A 15069-nucleotide genomic window follows, 5' to 3' on the forward strand; every position below is an offset into this window, starting at 1 on the left:
TGGTTTATTCTGATATGATACTTAAAAAAGGAGGGTTAATGACAATGAATAATCTTTGCCGCAGTAAACAAGCCCCGTTTGAATACACCTTATCTCTTATAGGGGGAAAATGGAAAATGAGAATTCTCTATGAGTTAGGGTGTGAAAAAACGATGAGATACGGCGAGCTGAAAAGGGCTATGCCCTCCATTACCCATAAAATGTTAAGCGCACAGCTTAAAGAGCTGCAAACTGACAGCCTTATTCATCGGTCTGAGGTTTCTCAAACACCTCTGAAGGTAGAGTATTCGTTATCTGACAGAGGGCTGTCTTTGTATCCCCTTATAGATGAAATGTGTAAGTGGGGAATGGCACAAGGAATGCCTCATACGTAAAAGCTACTTACAAAAAAGTGCGTACTTGTTTCCCAATGAGAGGAATTTTATACTGAATGAAAATATTTCTTAGGAGGAAAAAATGACAAAACAAGTCTATATCATTCATGGCTACAGAGCCTCCTCAACAAATCATTGGTTCCCTTGGCTGAAAAAACGTCTGCTCGCGGATGGGGTCCAAGCAGACATTTTAAACATGCCTAATCCGCTCCAGCCAAAACTTGAGGATTGGCTGGATACACTCTCTTTATATCAGCACACTTTACACGAAAATACGTATTTGGTTGCGCACAGCTTAGGGTGCCCCGCCATTTTGAGATTTTTAGAACATATTCAATTACGAAAACAGCTTGGCGGAATCATCCTTGTTTCCGGCTTTGCCAAATCGTTGCCCACTTTACAGATGCTAGATGAATTTACACAGGGATCGTTTGATCATCAAAAAATCATCGAGTCCGCGAAGCACCGTGCTGTCATTGCTTCTAAGGACGACCAAATTGTGCCTTTTTCATTCAGCAAGGATCTGGCACAACACATTGACGCTGCGTTATATGAAGTTCAGCACGGAGGTCATTTTCTAGAAGATGAGGGATTTACTTCTTTGCCTATTGTTTATGATGTTTTAACCTCTTATTTTTCAAAAGAAACTTGCTAAAATCTTTCGCCTGCTTTAGGAAAGCGGGCTTTCTGAGTTATCGTTTTATCAATACGGATAATTCACCTTCAAATACTTTTTCTTCTTTTTGATTATAAGTAGATAACAATACAGTGAGTATTCCCAATTCATTTCTCTTTGGCTGCTTATCAATAACTTCAACAATTGTAAACAATTCATCATCCGGATATACGGGTTTTATGAATGTCATATGATTCATCTCTGTTCCGGCTATAATATCGTCTCCATAGAAGCCTTCTTCAATCCAAAGTTTAAAAGATATGGCCAGTGTTTGTATGCCCGAAGCGATAATTCCATTAAATCTGCCTTTATTCGCTTTTTCTTCATCTACATGCATATACTGAGGGTCAAATTCACCCGCAAACCGCATAATATCATCTTTTGTTACTTTTAATGATTTCGTTTTGAAAATCTGGCCAATTGTAAACTCATCTAACTTCATTCTTACACCTCTATTTTTTCATTATCTATGTTTAGTTTAGCACTGTGATGAGCAAATCAAAAACTCTGGTTTTCGTTTAAGAGAATGGAATGACGCAAGGCTTATCATAGACTGGAAACTGAACAGCTCTCAACACTTAATCGTCACTTGGGTTTTTCGCAAAACTGAAAGCTCCCTCATATCTCCCAAGCGGCTTTGAGTTTTTTTATGCCTTCTCTTATGTCTGATTCAGACACCCCTGCAAATCCAAGTGAGATCCTTTTTACAGGAGGATGATGTTGATAAGAAGGAGAAACAGGATAAACTTTTACGCCATGTTTTTTCGCCTTCTCAATTAACTCTTTTTCACCAAATGGCAAATAAACGTCAAGTAAGATACGAAGTCCAGAGTTTTCTCCGCGAATCCTAACATGCTCTCCTAACTCCCTTTGCACTGCCTCTAATACAATGGCTCTTTTTTTACGGTAAAGTTTTCTCATTCTGTTGATGTGTTTCTGCCACTCTCCATTTTTTATAAATTCAGCTAGCGTTAACTGACTGTGGCAGGACACTGTCTGCTTATATAAGGACGTGATTTCATGGCCTTTTTTTAAAAGAGGCAAAGGAAGAATCATATAACTGATACGCAGCGAGGGCAAAAGAGACTTAGAAAAAGTGCCCATATAAATGACGCGGTTATGCTGATCAAGCCCCTGCAGAGAAGGAACCGGCTGTCCTGTGTACCTAAATTCCCCGTCATAGTCATCCTCTATGATAAAGGATTGATTTTCAGCCGCCCATTTGAGGAGCTGAATTCTTCTATTGATCGTCATGATTGTTCCCAGCGTAAATTGATGGGAAGGTGTGACATATACAAGATTTGGCTGCTGTTCTTTGATCTTCTTTATACAGATTCCTTCATCATCGACTGGTATTGGAACAATCTTCATGCGATTGGCTTCAAAAATCTTGCGTGCTCTTGGATAACCAGGATCCTCATATCCTATAGAAATATTCGGCTCAAAAACTTGGCACAAGATTTGCAGAAGAATAGGGTTCCCGGCACCTATAATCACTTGTTCAGGGGCACAATGAACTCCCCGAGATTGATACAAGTACTCTGCAATGAGTGTTCTCAACTCAAACTCTCCTAACACATGTCCCGGCCGATAAAGCTCGTGTCCATATCGGTCCAAACTATTGACCATGCTTTTTCTCCATGCGGAAAAAGGGAAGTAAGAAGAATCTACATTTCCATAGTGGAAATCAATCCATTGTTTGCTTTCTTCTGTTTCTTGTTGAATGGGTGCTGTGCTTGGCATTCTGCCATAGGCAAAATCAGAATTATGATAATCAGCAAACCACCCGCTTCTTGGCTTGCTCACTATATAACCCTCAGCAGCAAGCTGTTCATAGGCACGTTCTACAGTCGTTTGACTGATGGAAAGCTGATTCGCCAGGAGCCTTTTTGAAGGAAGCTTCATTCCTTTTTGAATACGGCCCTGATGCATATTTTCTTTAAAATACCGATAAAGCTGTTGATAAAGCGGACGATCCAGATTTCTATTCAAAAAAGGCGTGATATCCATTTGCACGTTGTTCTCCTAACTGGTATGCATTTTTTTATGAAAACTGGCCGTTTAAAAAAGGCCAATTCCAGTTTATAGTCATTGTAATCCTTAGCTACCGGCTTTGTTAAGAAAATACAGACAATGAACAAGAAACATATGTGGAGTGATTATAATGAACAAAACAACAAATGGCTGGATAAATGGTTTTATAGGCGTACTCATTTTCAGCGGCTCGCTGCCTGCGACCCGTATGGCTGTGTTAGACTTCGATCCGTTATTTCTCACCGTTTGCCGTGCTGCGATAGCTGGTGTACTGGCGGGAGGTCTCCTTCTCATCTTCCGGCAGCAGCATCCTGCCAAAAGAGACCTCATTTCATTGTTAGTGGTCGCGTTCGGCGTAGTGATTGGTTTCCCGTTGCTGACAGCTTTAGCGCTTCAGCATGTCACATCCGCACACGCCATTGTCTTCATTGGACTCCTTCCACTCGCAACGGCGGTTTTCGGCGTACTGCGCGGGGGTGAACGCCCTCGGCCCGTCTTCTGGATTTTCTCAGCTGCCGGCAGCTTGCTGGTAGCAGGTTTCGCCCTGATTCAAGGGGGGGGTTCATCTCCGCTAGGCGATGTGTACATGCTGGCTTCCATCGTTGTATGCGGTCTTGGTTATGCAGAAGGGGCCAAGCTTTCACGGCGTCTTGGGAATTGGCAGGTGATCTCATGGGCACTCGTCCTGTCGCTTCCTCTTATGCTGCCATTGTCGTTCTTTTTTACACCGGACTCCTGGTCGGGCATCGGCGTTCCCGCGCTGCTCAGTCTTGCATATGTATCCTTATTCAGCATGCTGATCGGCTTCGTGTTCTGGTATCGAGGTCTTGCCCAAGGGGGGATTGCGGCGGTTGGGCAGCTCCAGCTTCTCCAGCCTTTTTTTGGATTGCTGCTTGCCTCAGTGATTCTGCACGAGAAAGTGGGCTGGACACTCGTAGCAGTAAATATCGCCGTTATCATGTGCGTTGCTGCTGCTCGGCGATTTGCAAAGTAAGGCCTTTAGCGTAAACCTCAATAATACATGAAGGCATAAAAATACCAGGGGCCAGCAACCCTTGGTATTTTGTATGCGGTCGAGGCGGATAAGGCATATCGTATTTGTTTTGCATTTATATCCCACTCTACATTCAAAACCTGAAGAAAAAGGGGCAAAACTTCTTAAGAATTCTTAAGTTTTGGCGATGCTATTTAAGATTGTTTCCTATTCTTAAACCGTTTTCAATAACATCCTATCTATTCCATGGTAATATTTAGATACAGCAATTTATATAGGAAGCTGGCCTGAGTTAATGGAGAGGAATGAAAGAATGAAGAAACACAGAAAGATTTGTTATTGCAATACTGCCCTGCTGCTCATGATTTTACTTGCTGGATGTACGGACAGTAAGGATGAAGAAGCACATCAACCTTCAAATCAAGCTTCTGCTGTACAATCTGACGAAAAACACACTGAGACTGAAGACAGCACCAAAATACGCAAGGATGAATCCGAGCTAAAAACAGGATCAGAAGAACCCGCAACAAAAGCTTCAAATGAGACCACTTCAGAAGAAGAGAAAAGCAAAGAAGACAATGTATTGGCAGCATACTCTTCTGAGAAAATCGAATATGCCAGAGTTTGGCTTCAACTTGGACCCAATCAAGAGATAGATGAATTAAATGTTCGGCATATTTCAGCTGGTGAGCCAATTAACCCTAATGATGATACAAGTGCCAGCTATCCAGAAGATGTGACCCAGTTAGCAGGTTCTCGTTTAGTGGATGGATCAGTCACTTATCATGGCAATGGGGATGGCACGATTCATGTATACAATGTGCCTTTACGCTGGGATTCCGCTGATAATCTCGAAAAAGGCGTCATGCGGGAAGTGACTGAGAGTATCATAAAAGACACAAAAAAAGTGTACGTTGATACAGGCGATGATGAAAAAATCAAGCGGCTCATTACTATCATGATGATTCATTAAACAGTTTACGTTTGCCTGCACCTGACTAATTCATAATAGGCAGATAAGAAAAAACAAGCATCTTACTATGCTTGTTTTTCTTCTATAGAAACTATCCTATTAAGCTGCGTTTGCCTATATAGGCACTGTTTATCGTCGTTCGAATAGATCATTCCTAATCCTTTAATCCCTTTCCATCGAGAATTTTTTGCACATATTTTTCAACTCTTGATTCTCGGGTTTTGGATTGTTTGGCTTGAGAAAAATAAAGAGTGTATGCTCTTTGCCGTCCCGGGGTCAATGCTTCAAAAGCAGTTTTCAATTCAGGGATTTCATCGAATTTATTTTGAAGTTCTTCAGGAATGCACAATTCAATATTGTTGTTAACTTCCACCTTCAAACCCGCTTTTTCAACTTCAATGGCTTCTTGAATATAGGCTTTCAAAATGGTTTCCATCTCATTTATTTCCTGAACATTAGTAAACCGAATCTGGCGCGCCGCCTGTACATTCTCCGTTTGTCGAATGAGAATTCCGTGGACATCCTGTAATAGGGCACCTTTGTGAAACAGAAGCGCACAATATTCTTTAAACCCGTGTATTAAAACGACATTTTTATTATTGTATGTGTAACAAGGATGCATCCACTTAAAATCTTCAGTCAGCTCACAGTCAAGAATGATGGTTCTCAACTTCTCAAATTCTTCCTTCCACTTTTTCGCTTTATTTAAAAAATCATCAACCTTCGGATTCGTTCTGCTATTTGTCATGAAGGAATTCCCCTCTTTCCAGGCATTTTTAATTAAGGCTAATTGGTTCCTCGTGTTTTTGACATCTCGGTGTTTATTTTATTCTTCTATATGTTCCTGCTCTTATTATGTAATAGATTAAGCTGAAAGTGGAGATGATGCAACAACATAAAAAGAGAAGGCCCATATAGCCTTCTCACCTTGTTTTGTTCCCAATACATAAAGTCACTGCAACACTAGCTATACTGACTAAAGTGCCAGCAATAGAAACCATAATTGTCAAAAAGCCATTGGGAATAAGAAATCCAATCGGAATGAGCCCCAGAAAAGTGAAAACGATAAAACATTGGTATACCCCTGATATGATTCTTACAACCCCGTTATCGAAAAAAGACATGGCTAATGGCGGGATAAATAAAAATACAACGATCCCAATTGAGATTAATAAGATAATAGGCTGATCAAATGAAATGACGTGATCTCCAGGGGAGTCTTTGGCAGCCACTAAAACAGCAACGATGGACATCATTAATGTAACAAAAACAAGAGAAATTCTTTTTAACAACGTTATGACTCCTTCACCTAAAGCGAGTATTCCGGCCTTTTTTTAACGCCGATTACCATTTTATGTTACCTAATGAAAGATATGCATTCATATGTCACAGCGATAAGTCATATTTAGCAAAATGGCTTATTTAACTAGATTTAAAGAAAAAACTCATATTTGGTTAGAATATTAAACGACTCACAAACCTTTATCTAACAATATAACAAATTAATGGAATCTAAACAATCCTACACCTTAGCCGCCCTAGACCATACCACTACTGGAATAAGTAATAAGGACAAAATCCCTCCAGTAAGTGATAATGCGAGGAAACTTGAACCTGCCACAATCATTCCAGATAATGCTCCGCCAGCAGCTCCTGACAAGGCAATCAGAACATCCACTGTCCCCTGCGTTTTAGCTCGTGTGGCAGTATCAGTTGAATCTACAATAAGGGCAGTCCCGCTTATCAAGCCAAAATTCCACCCTAATCCAAGTAAAGAAAGAGCAATGATAAGAAAAACCATAGAATCACCTGGAGCAAATGCTGCTATTACACCTGACAGAAGAAGTGTCGTTCCAGAAGCAATCGCCATCGCAGTACGTCCCAGCTTATCAACAAGGGCACCTGTAACCAGTGAAGGGAGATACATAGCACCTATATGAAAACCAATAACAAGACCGACAGCACCCAAGCTATGCCCATGATGACTCATATGAACCGGTGTCATTGTCATAATAGCTACCATTACAATTTGAGTAAGAATCATAACCGTTGCCCCAACGATGATGCCTTTTTTGTTTTCTGTATGCTCAGCAGCCGCCACATGTCGTTTATCACCAGGCTCTACATTTGCCGCTTCTATTGTTCTTGCTATAACTAAAGGATCTGGACGAAGCATGATGAAAAGGACTGCACCTGCTAACATATATGCTGCTGCGGCTAAAATGAACGGACCAGCAAGTGAAGGAACACCAATAGAAAGAGCAAAATCACCCATCACATTCACTAAACTTGGACCCGCCACTGCACCAAATGTAGTAAAAACCATTGTCATACTAACAGCTGTCGCTCGCTGCTTATGATTTGCTAAGTCTGTGCCTGCATAACGGGCTTGTAAATTTGTGGCTGTTCCTGCACCATAAATAAGCAATGAAGCAAATAACAAGAAAATACTATTTAAAATTGCTGCCATCAACACTCCTATTGCTCCAAGTCCGCCAATCATAAAGCCAGCTGAAAGACCTGTGCGACGGCCGTAACGTTGAGAAAGCCTACCAACAATGAATGCGGATCCTGCTGACCCTAAAGTAAATAAAGCAGAAGGCAGACCCGCAAACGCATCGGTGCCTAGCATTTGCTGTGCAATAAGCGCACCGACAGTCACCCCTGCCGCCAGCCCTGCACCGCCAAAAATTTGTGAGATACTCACAACGAATAATGTACGCTTGTATAACGATTTTTGTTTTTCTGGGGAATTGATGTAGCTTTTTAACGAAGCTGTATGGACGTCTATTGCTTTTACGCTGTCCTTGTCTGCCATATTCTGACCTTCCTTTCTAAAAGCCTAAATTTGTATAAACCTTCCTCTAGATGTGGATCATCATAACATGCACAAAAAAGCCATACAATCTCATAATTGTATGGCAAACAATATTAGGTAAGGCCGTCTAGCAAACGTCTTAGGATCATTAATCCTTGCTCAAGCTCTTCAAGTGTTTTCGGTGCACAGACAGAAACCCTTACAGCTCTTTCAGGACAACTATTTCCCACTACAAAACGTTCAGCCGCATACACTTGCACGCCATGTCGCGCAGCCAACTCTTCAAATTCGGCACCAGTCATTTTACCCGGTAATAACAACCAACGAAAAATGCCTGTTTCAATGCCTAAACATGTATATCCCGCAACATATCGGTTTACGAGTTGATTTCTGCGAATGGTTTGTTCACGATGACGCTCAATTAAGACTTCAAATTGATTTGATACAATCGTGCGAGCAGTAAGTTCAGCTAATAGCGGGGAAACGGTTATATTAAAATTATAAAGCGCCTTTGATATTGGCTCCTTATATTGTCTCGGCACTGCTACATAAGCCAAACGCAGGCCTGGCGCTAACGATTTTGATAAACTTGCAATATGAATAACCTGTTGCGGTGCGAATGAGGCGAGTGCCGGAAGCGGATTTTTGTTGAGAAGATGGTACGATGCATCCTCAATAACAAACAGATTATTTTTCTTTGCAATGTCTGCAACCATTCTTCGGTTCTCAACAGACATAAAGGAAGTCGTCGGATTATGATAATCCGGCATTAAATACAAGCCTTTAATATTTTCGTTTTTACACGCATATTCAAGTGACTCTGGACTCATTTCATCATTTTCTGATTTTATCGGTACGATTTGCACACTAAGCAATGATGCAACAGTTTTTAAGCCAGGGTACGTATGATGGTCAACTCCGATGCGGTCTCCAGGCTTACAAAGACTCGCCAATGTCGCAGCAATCGCATTTTGTCCTCCATTTGCAAATAAAATGTGCTCAACGGATGTTTCAAATCCGCCTCTTTGGATGAGCTTTACAGCTGCATCTTTTTGCCAAAGGCTTTCACCTGCCCGGCCGTAGCTAAACCATTTTTCATAATCCTCCTCCTGAACCATGTTTTTCAGCTGGTGTAACAAGGGCTCATATGAAGCGTGATCTGGAAGTATTGCTCCCATTTCAATTAAATGTGTCGGCTTTGTATCCTCAAGTAAATACGCATTCGATAACGCATCATACGATACAAATGTGCCGCTCCCTACAGTCGCACTCAGCAGCCCCTTTAACTCACACACTTTAAACGCTTTGGAAATCGTACTCACATTTAAATCTAAATAATCGGCCAATTCTCGCTGCGGAGGAAGTTTTGTTCCAGGTAATAATACTCCGTTTATAATATCCTGTTCCAATTGCCCTGCAATTGCTTTATAAATAGGCTTTTCAGCTTTATCAATCGATGGCTTCCAGCTCATCGGATAGTTTTCAAAAGAATTGATAGGCATGATTCGCATCCTTTTTCACTCAATTATAGGAATGTGCTGCTTATAAGACAATTATAACTTTCTTTTATTGATGCCTTTTGTGAACAGCATGCTTCAATAAAACCTGTACAAATACAAGTGAATCACTTACTTTATTTCATATAAGTCATCCTGCAAAACTGTGCACAGAATGTCGGGTATATACATTTCACTCCTGTTATTCTTTGGTTAAAGGAGGCCAAATAAATGGATTTGCTTAAAAGTATGAACAGGGCATTACAGTATATTGAGGAAAATCTCACTCATGATATTGATTTTAAAGAAGCAGCAAAGCTTGCTTTCTGCTCTGAATATCATTTTAAAAGGATGTTTTCCTTCCTTGCAGGTATTTCATTATCGGAATATATTCGTCGCAGACGACTTACTCTTGCAGCTTTTGAACTGAAAGACAGCCATGCAAAAGTGATTGATATCGCAATCAAGTACGGTTATAACTCACCAGATTCTTTTACACGGGTATTCCAAAACTTACATGGCGTAAACCCATCAAAAGCCAGGCTTAATGGCCATTCCCTTAAAGCTTATCCAAAAATGACCTTCCAATTATCAATCAAAGGAGGAAGTGAAATGAACTATCGCATTGAAGAAAAAGAGGCATTTCGCATTGTTGGGATTACAAAAAGAGTTCCTATTATTTTCAAAGGGATTCATCCGGAAATTGCAGCTATGTGGGAAAGTTTAGATGAAGAAGCAATAAGTGAACTAAAAGCGATTTCTAATGTAGCACCATTAGGGCTCATTAGCGCATCCACAAATTTTTCTGAAGGTCGGGCAGAGGAAAAAGGAGAACTTGATCATTATATTGGTGCAGCTACAACAAAGCAGTGTCCAAATCACCTCTCACAGCTAGAAGTTCCTGCCTCAACATGGGCGGTATTCGAAGCTATCGGATCATTTCCGGATACACTGCAAGAAGTGTGGGGACGCATTTATTCCGAATGGTTTCCATCGTCAAATTACGAACAAATAGAAGGCCCGGAAATACTGTGGAATGAGCATAAGGATGTAACATCACCATCATTTAAAAGTGAAATCTGGATACCAATTGCAAAAAAATAATACGGTTTTCGATCAGGGAAGAGGCATTGAAGGTTCTTGAAGAAATCATACCAAGGGCGGCAATCCCCTTGGTATCCCTGATGCAGCGAAGAGGGCTCAAACTCCACCAGTGTTTTTCATTGCTGGACCGTTCAAGCCCTTATATATCCCGATTTGCATGATTCCTAATCTTTCATATCGACTTTTTACTCTGCATAGAAGTCTCTTTATTTAAAGCTAATATTAAGGTTATCCCAATAATACAGAAAGCACCGACCCATTGAAAAAAACCAAATGGCGCTTTTAACCAAACGACAGTTGTTACAACTGCTGATAGAGGCTCTAGACTGCCAAGCAGGCTTGTTTCTTTGGGAGAAAGGCTTTCCAAGCTTTTTATGAAGAACCAAAACGCAATCATTGTTCCAAATAATATCACGAATAAGATATATGCATACGCTTCAACGGGTAAACGCTGAAAATCCAGCTGCCATGGCGGGTGGATAAAGCTCAATGCAACACCGCCGATCATCATTGCCCACCCCACTACAACAAGAGAATCAAATTTATGTAATAAACCAACGGCATATAAAGTATAAAAAGCTGCCGCGAACCCTGATAAAACTCCCCATACTACTGCAGCTGCCGGCACTGAAAGTTGAGACGTTGACCCATTTGTTAACAAAAAGAAGCAACCCGCTAAAGCAAGTACAACAGTAATGCTATCTTGTTTAGTAAGAACAGTTTGTTTTCGCACAAGCGAGTAGATAATAACGATTACTGGGGATAAATATTGCAATAATGTAGCAACGGCAGCATTCCCGTGTTGAATGGATGCCATATATGTGTACTGCACAGCAAGCATTCCCAATAAGCCAAAAATTAGAAGCTGACCAGCTGACGCTTTGTTTTTCCAAACCCCAATAACCTGAGACCGGTCCTTTCTGAACAATTGAAGCATTAAAAGTAGCATTCCAGCCGTAAGCAAGCGTGTCGTTACAAGCCAATTGACATCAATTTGATAGTCTTGAAAAAGTTTTTTAGCTACCGTGCCTCCAATTCCCCAACATGTAGCCCCTGTTATAACATAGAACAATCCCATTCCTCTTTTGGAAGTATTCATACATGACTCCTCACTAATAAATATAATAATAGTGTTATGATAAATGCATACCTTTATAAAAAATACTCAAATATAATAAAAAAATATAAATATATTGAGGTGGGGATGTCCAAATGAAGAATTTTGTGATCGATCAAAATTTAAAAGAATTAACAGAGCACCGGACGGTAGAATTACCGGTTGCCTGTTACGAGACAAGGATCAATCAAAATATAAATGGCTATATTCCGCTTCATTGGCATGATGAAATTCAATTTGTTTTGATACTAAAAGGGATAGCTGTCTTTCAAATAAATGAAGAAAAAATAGTGGTTAAAGAAGGGGATGGATTATTTATCAATAGTGGCTGCCTGCACATGGCAGAAGAAAAGGATGGCTCGGATTGTACGTATATTTGCTTAAATGTGTCACCCCATTTCGTTTTATCTCAAGAACTTTATTCAAGCTATGTTCAGCCCTATATGTTTTCAACCAATTTATCCTATTTATATTTGGACGGAAATCAACATTGGGCAAAAAACATTCTTGAAGCTGTAAAAAAAATAAATCAATTGATTCAACAAAAGACATCACTTTATGAGATTGACATTACCATGCAATTAACGTTAATGTGGAAAAACCTGGTCATTAATGGCTTTCAATTGGAGTACGATCAATCTGAAATGATAAAAAGCCATCGAATGAAACAAATGTTAAATTGGATCCATCTCCATTATGCTGAAAAAATTACATTAGAGGATATCGCAAAAGCTGGCCAACTGAGCCGTTCTGAATGCTGCCGTTATTTTAAACGAATGCTGAATCAAACGCCATTACGTTATGTAATGGATTATCGAATTCAAAAAAGCTTATTATTACTCCAGCACCCTGACTCCAATGTGACAGAAGTGTCTTATCAAGTTGGATTTAACAGTACCAGTTATTTCATAAGTAAATTTCAACAAGCGATGAAAATGACACCATTAACATACAAAAAAATTCATACGAAGCATTAATTTATAAAGTTTAGAAATGGGGTTCCTGTTAATGGTACCCTTTAAAGTGTTTACGGTTTTAAAAACGGCATTGTATAATGAGAAACAACTTAAAAATCGAGGTGATATCAACATGTTTTTAGCTCCACTATTTGAAAATGATGTTCCAGTAGCACTTCTCCGCCCTTAATGGAGTAAAGTGACTACTTCTCTCCGTTAGGGCATGTAATGACCTAATTTTAAATACGGAGGGAACAAAAAAATGAAAAATACCTTGTTAGGTTCTATATATTTAGCTTTAGCCGCTAGTATCTGGGGTGGCATGTATGTTGTGGTTAAGGTTGTTGTCGCAGTGATTCCGCCTTTTGAATTGGTTTGGATGAGGTACGTCATCGCCATCCTTGCACTTCTTATCATTGGTTTCATAAAGAGACAATCTTGGAAAATTCATAAACGCGACCTTTTATTAATAATTGCCATTGGAATTGTTGGCAACACGATTTCAATTGTTACACAAGAATATGGAACGATGTTGTCTTCAGCACAAATGGGAGCAATTATTACGTCTTCAACACCAGCGTTTATGGTTATATTCGCTCGTCTATTACTCAAGGAACCATTGACTATCAAAAAAGGAATCTCAATTATTTTAGCGACCATAGGTGTATTATGTATTGTGGGAAACGGACATATTGATACATCTCATCAGCTTGGCGGTATTTCTCTGCTTGTTGCAGCACTTACATGGGCACTTATGTCAGTGCTGATCAAACGCGTTCCAAGCAGTTATTCACCTATACTTGTTACAACGTATTCAACTTTTGTTGCCATTGTGGCGCTAACTCCTTTTGTAAAACCTAGCACCATGTTTACGTCACAACTGCTTGACCCTAAAATTCTAGGTGGTCTTCTGTATTTGGGAATTGTTTCAACAGCTTGTGCCTTTTTATTGTGGAATCGCGGGTTACAGCTATTAAACGCTTCAAGTGGAGGCCTCTTTTTCTATTTCAGCCTCTGGTTGGAACATTACTTGGGTGGCTTCTGCTGGGAGAACAAATAGGCGGGACATTTTGGATAGGTTCGTTTTTAATTCTTAGCGGTGTTTTATTAGTGATTAAAGAGAAAGAAAAACAAGTGAATTCATAACCAAAAAAAAGCAAACTATTTTATATAGTTTGCTTTTGGTTTCTTTCCCCCTATTTCTTCAACTTTGAAGTTTTACCTCTTCTATTACCTTGTACCATCTCCTACTCGAACGTTGAGCAGGTTTTTTATTGATTATTTTACAAAGAACATAAAAAAACAGGCCCTCTATAAAGAGCCTGTTTGTATAAACGATTGAAGATTAAGCTTTTTGAACGTTAGCAGCTTGAGCTCCACGAGCACCTTGCTCAACGTCAAAAGTTACTTTTTGACCTTCGTCTAAAGATTTGAATCCGTCACTTTGGATTGCAGAAAAGTGTACGAATACGTCGTCTCCATTATCGCGTTCGATAAAGCCAAAACCTTTTTCTGCATTAAACCATTTAACTGTACCTTGTTCCATTTTTGTTGCCTCCTAGTGTGTAACCACACATTGTGTTACTATCCTTGCCCAAGTAACATCAAGACGAAAAGTCAATCTTCATACTATCCTTTACACCGAACAAAAATAATTCTTCTTTATTATATCAAGAGTCGGAAATAACTGCAAATTAATATTGACAGCATTATTTGTTAAACTTGACTCAAATCATCTTTCTTGGCTTTATGAGGACATTCACCCCAATCGCAATATGGTGTTCTAGCCCTCTTTATTTTTGACACTCAAAAATCATTCCATATGTTACATTAGCTCGTTGCGACAGGCTTTTGTCTTCATTTATCGGAGAGACTTTTGCTATACACTGCCTAATGATAAAAAGGCTGACGAACAATTTTCGTCAGCCTAATCTTTGATATTCCAGATTTTCTCAAATCCGTTTTCCATAAATAATATATCGTTTCGGTGCATTGCCGATATACGAAAATGGATAACACGTAGTTAGAATGAGCTCCTCTTTGTTATGCTGCAGCGTAATAATGGAAGTATCATTTTTATCGACAATTTTCATGTTCTCAATCTTATACTGAAAACTTCCATATGGCAGCAGAATCTTTAATTGATCACCTTTTTTTAGTTCCCCTGTCCGGCGAAAGACGGTATCCCGATGTCCCGATAACACAATTTGTCCGTTTTCATTTGGATAATAACTTTCCTTGTAGTGCCCGACGCCCTTTTCCAAATCATCTGCGTCTGTACCCTCTACAATCGGAAGTTCTGCGTTTATTTTAGGAATCTCAAGAACACCGACAGCTTCCCCGACCTTGGGTTTAAAAGTGTCCTTCTCCTTGCTTTTTTTGGTTTCAGGATGCCCTGCTTCCAGCTTGGCTTCTTCTAAAGCTTCAGCTGTCTTTTGATTGGTATCCACCACTTTCCAGCCCCCATACCCTATGAAAATGAGTCCGGCAGCTATGATGAACAAAGGAAACGCTTTTTTTATGATTT

General features: G+C 39.9%; 15 protein-coding genes and 1 pseudogene. 7 read left to right on the top strand and 9 right to left on the bottom strand.

Features of this window, described 5'->3' with window-relative positions:
- The first annotated feature begins 44 nt into the window (after window positions 1–44).
- Both NZD81_RS17060 and NZD81_RS17065 read left to right on the top strand, forming a co-directional pair.
- Window positions 45–374 carry a winged helix-turn-helix transcriptional regulator gene (locus tag NZD81_RS17060; RefSeq protein ID WP_041521251.1) on the top strand — a complete coding sequence of 110 codons (330 nt, stop codon included), beginning with the start codon at window positions 45–47 and terminating at the stop codon, window positions 372–374.
- 82 nt (window positions 375–456) lie between these two features.
- Window positions 457–1029: an alpha/beta hydrolase gene (locus NZD81_RS17065; protein ID WP_040084078.1), complete on the top strand. Its 573-nt coding sequence runs from the start codon at window positions 457–459 to the stop codon at window positions 1027–1029.
- Between the two features lie 37 nt (window positions 1030–1066).
- On the opposite strand, the gene NZD81_RS17070 is transcribed toward NZD81_RS17065, so the two are convergent.
- Both NZD81_RS17070 and pdxR read right to left on the bottom strand, forming a co-directional pair.
- Window positions 1067–1492, bottom strand: coding sequence for a MaoC family dehydratase (locus NZD81_RS17070; protein WP_014662923.1), 426 nt, complete (start codon window positions 1490–1492; stop codon window positions 1067–1069).
- A gap of 176 nt (window positions 1493–1668) precedes the next feature.
- The gene (pdxR, locus tag NZD81_RS17075; RefSeq protein ID WP_069149017.1) at window positions 1669–3060 is read right to left on the bottom strand and encodes a MocR-like pyridoxine biosynthesis transcription factor PdxR; all 1392 of its coding nucleotides are present in this window, start codon (window positions 3058–3060) and stop codon (window positions 1669–1671) included.
- 154 nt (window positions 3061–3214) lie between these two features.
- On the opposite strand from pdxR, the gene NZD81_RS17080 reads away from it, so the two are divergent.
- A complete protein-coding gene (locus NZD81_RS17080) occupies window positions 3215–4078 on the top strand; it encodes a DMT family transporter (protein ID WP_014662921.1) in 864 nt (287 codons plus the stop codon).
- 313 nt (window positions 4079–4391) lie between these two features.
- Complete coding sequence (locus NZD81_RS17085) at window positions 4392–5051, top strand: hypothetical protein (protein WP_147772978.1); 660 nt, start codon at window positions 4392–4394, stop codon at window positions 5049–5051.
- A gap of 154 nt (window positions 5052–5205) precedes the next feature.
- Here NZD81_RS17085 and NZD81_RS17090 read toward each other — a convergent pair whose 3' ends face one another.
- From NZD81_RS17090 to NZD81_RS17105, 4 genes are all read right to left on the bottom strand, one after another.
- Window positions 5206–5799, bottom strand: coding sequence for a YdeI/OmpD-associated family protein (locus NZD81_RS17090; RefSeq protein ID WP_282374001.1), 594 nt, complete (start codon window positions 5797–5799; stop codon window positions 5206–5208).
- Window positions 5800–5974: 175 nt separating this feature from the next.
- Window positions 5975–6343 (bottom strand): hypothetical protein, encoded by a 369-nt coding sequence (locus NZD81_RS17095; RefSeq protein ID WP_069149014.1) that lies wholly within the window; start codon window positions 6341–6343, stop codon window positions 5975–5977.
- Window positions 6344–6573: 230 nt separating this feature from the next.
- Window positions 6574–7869 (bottom strand): MFS transporter, encoded by a 1296-nt coding sequence (locus NZD81_RS17100; RefSeq protein ID WP_282374000.1) that lies wholly within the window; start codon window positions 7867–7869, stop codon window positions 6574–6576.
- A gap of 113 nt (window positions 7870–7982) precedes the next feature.
- Window positions 7983–9371, bottom strand: a complete 1389-nt coding sequence (locus NZD81_RS17105; RefSeq protein WP_282373999.1) for an aminotransferase-like domain-containing protein — start codon at window positions 9369–9371, stop codon at window positions 7983–7985.
- A gap of 225 nt (window positions 9372–9596) precedes the next feature.
- Between NZD81_RS17105 and NZD81_RS17110 the strand changes: the two genes are divergently transcribed.
- Entirely contained in the window at window positions 9597–10469 is an 873-nt protein-coding gene (locus NZD81_RS17110) for an AraC family transcriptional regulator (RefSeq protein WP_282373998.1), read from the top strand.
- Window positions 10470–10641: 172 nt separating this feature from the next.
- Here NZD81_RS17110 and NZD81_RS17115 read toward each other — a convergent pair whose 3' ends face one another.
- Entirely contained in the window at window positions 10642–11568 is a 927-nt protein-coding gene (locus NZD81_RS17115; protein WP_014662914.1) for a DMT family transporter, read from the bottom strand.
- Between the two features lie 113 nt (window positions 11569–11681).
- On the opposite strand from NZD81_RS17115, the gene NZD81_RS17120 reads away from it, so the two are divergent.
- Together NZD81_RS17120 and NZD81_RS17125 are read left to right on the top strand one after the other, a co-directional pair.
- Window positions 11682–12563, top strand: a complete 882-nt coding sequence (locus NZD81_RS17120; RefSeq protein WP_148343870.1) for an AraC family transcriptional regulator — start codon at window positions 11682–11684, stop codon at window positions 12561–12563.
- 301 nt (window positions 12564–12864) lie between these two features.
- Window positions 12865–13598: pseudogene (locus NZD81_RS17125) on the top strand (DMT family transporter); the annotation flags it as partial.
- A gap of 289 nt (window positions 13599–13887) precedes the next feature.
- On the opposite strand, the gene cspC reads toward NZD81_RS17125, so the two are convergent.
- Together cspC and NZD81_RS17135 are read right to left on the bottom strand one after the other, a co-directional pair.
- A complete protein-coding gene (gene cspC, locus NZD81_RS17130; RefSeq protein ID WP_014662910.1) occupies window positions 13888–14088 on the bottom strand; it encodes a cold shock protein CspC in 201 nt (66 codons plus the stop codon).
- 406 nt (window positions 14089–14494) lie between these two features.
- A complete protein-coding gene (locus NZD81_RS17135) occupies window positions 14495–15064 on the bottom strand; it encodes a class D sortase (protein WP_081483664.1) in 570 nt (189 codons plus the stop codon).
- Window positions 15065–15069 lie beyond the last annotated feature (5 nt).

It is taken from the genome of Bacillus sp. B.PNR1, from assembly GCF_030386235.1.
Taxonomy (GTDB): Bacteria; Bacillota; Bacilli; order Bacillales; family Bacillaceae; genus Bacillus; species Bacillus stercoris.

What these genes read in the sequence shown, in the direction of transcription:
- NZD81_RS17105 (WP_282373999.1), bottom strand. Translation starts at nt 9,371, where the DNA reads ATGCCTATCAATTCTTTTGAAAACTATCCGATGAGCTGGAAGCCATCG.
- cspC (WP_014662910.1), bottom strand. Translation starts at nt 14,088, where the DNA reads ATGGAACAAGGTACAGTTAAATGGTTTAATGCAGAAAAAGGTTTTGGC.
- NZD81_RS17100 (WP_282374000.1), bottom strand. Translation starts at nt 7,869, where the DNA reads ATGGCAGACAAGGACAGCGTAAAAGCAATAGACGTCCATACAGCTTCG.
- NZD81_RS17120 (WP_148343870.1), top strand. Translation starts at nt 11,682, where the DNA reads ATGAAGAATTTTGTGATCGATCAAAATTTAAAAGAATTAACAGAGCAC.
- NZD81_RS17090 (WP_282374001.1), bottom strand. Translation starts at nt 5,799, where the DNA reads ATGACAAATAGCAGAACGAATCCGAAGGTTGATGATTTTTTAAATAAA.
- NZD81_RS17110 (WP_282373998.1), top strand. Translation starts at nt 9,597, where the DNA reads ATGGATTTGCTTAAAAGTATGAACAGGGCATTACAGTATATTGAGGAA.
- NZD81_RS17060 (WP_041521251.1), top strand. Translation starts at nt 45, where the DNA reads ATGAATAATCTTTGCCGCAGTAAACAAGCCCCGTTTGAATACACCTTA.
- NZD81_RS17065 (WP_040084078.1), top strand. Translation starts at nt 457, where the DNA reads ATGACAAAACAAGTCTATATCATTCATGGCTACAGAGCCTCCTCAACA.
- NZD81_RS17085 (WP_147772978.1), top strand. Translation starts at nt 4,392, where the DNA reads ATGAAGAAACACAGAAAGATTTGTTATTGCAATACTGCCCTGCTGCTC.
- NZD81_RS17070 (WP_014662923.1), bottom strand. Translation starts at nt 1,492, where the DNA reads ATGAAGTTAGATGAGTTTACAATTGGCCAGATTTTCAAAACGAAATCA.
- pdxR (WP_069149017.1), bottom strand. Translation starts at nt 3,060, where the DNA reads ATGGATATCACGCCTTTTTTGAATAGAAATCTGGATCGTCCGCTTTAT.
- NZD81_RS17080 (WP_014662921.1), top strand. Translation starts at nt 3,215, where the DNA reads ATGAACAAAACAACAAATGGCTGGATAAATGGTTTTATAGGCGTACTC.
- NZD81_RS17115 (WP_014662914.1), bottom strand. Translation starts at nt 11,568, where the DNA reads ATGAATACTTCCAAAAGAGGAATGGGATTGTTCTATGTTATAACAGGG.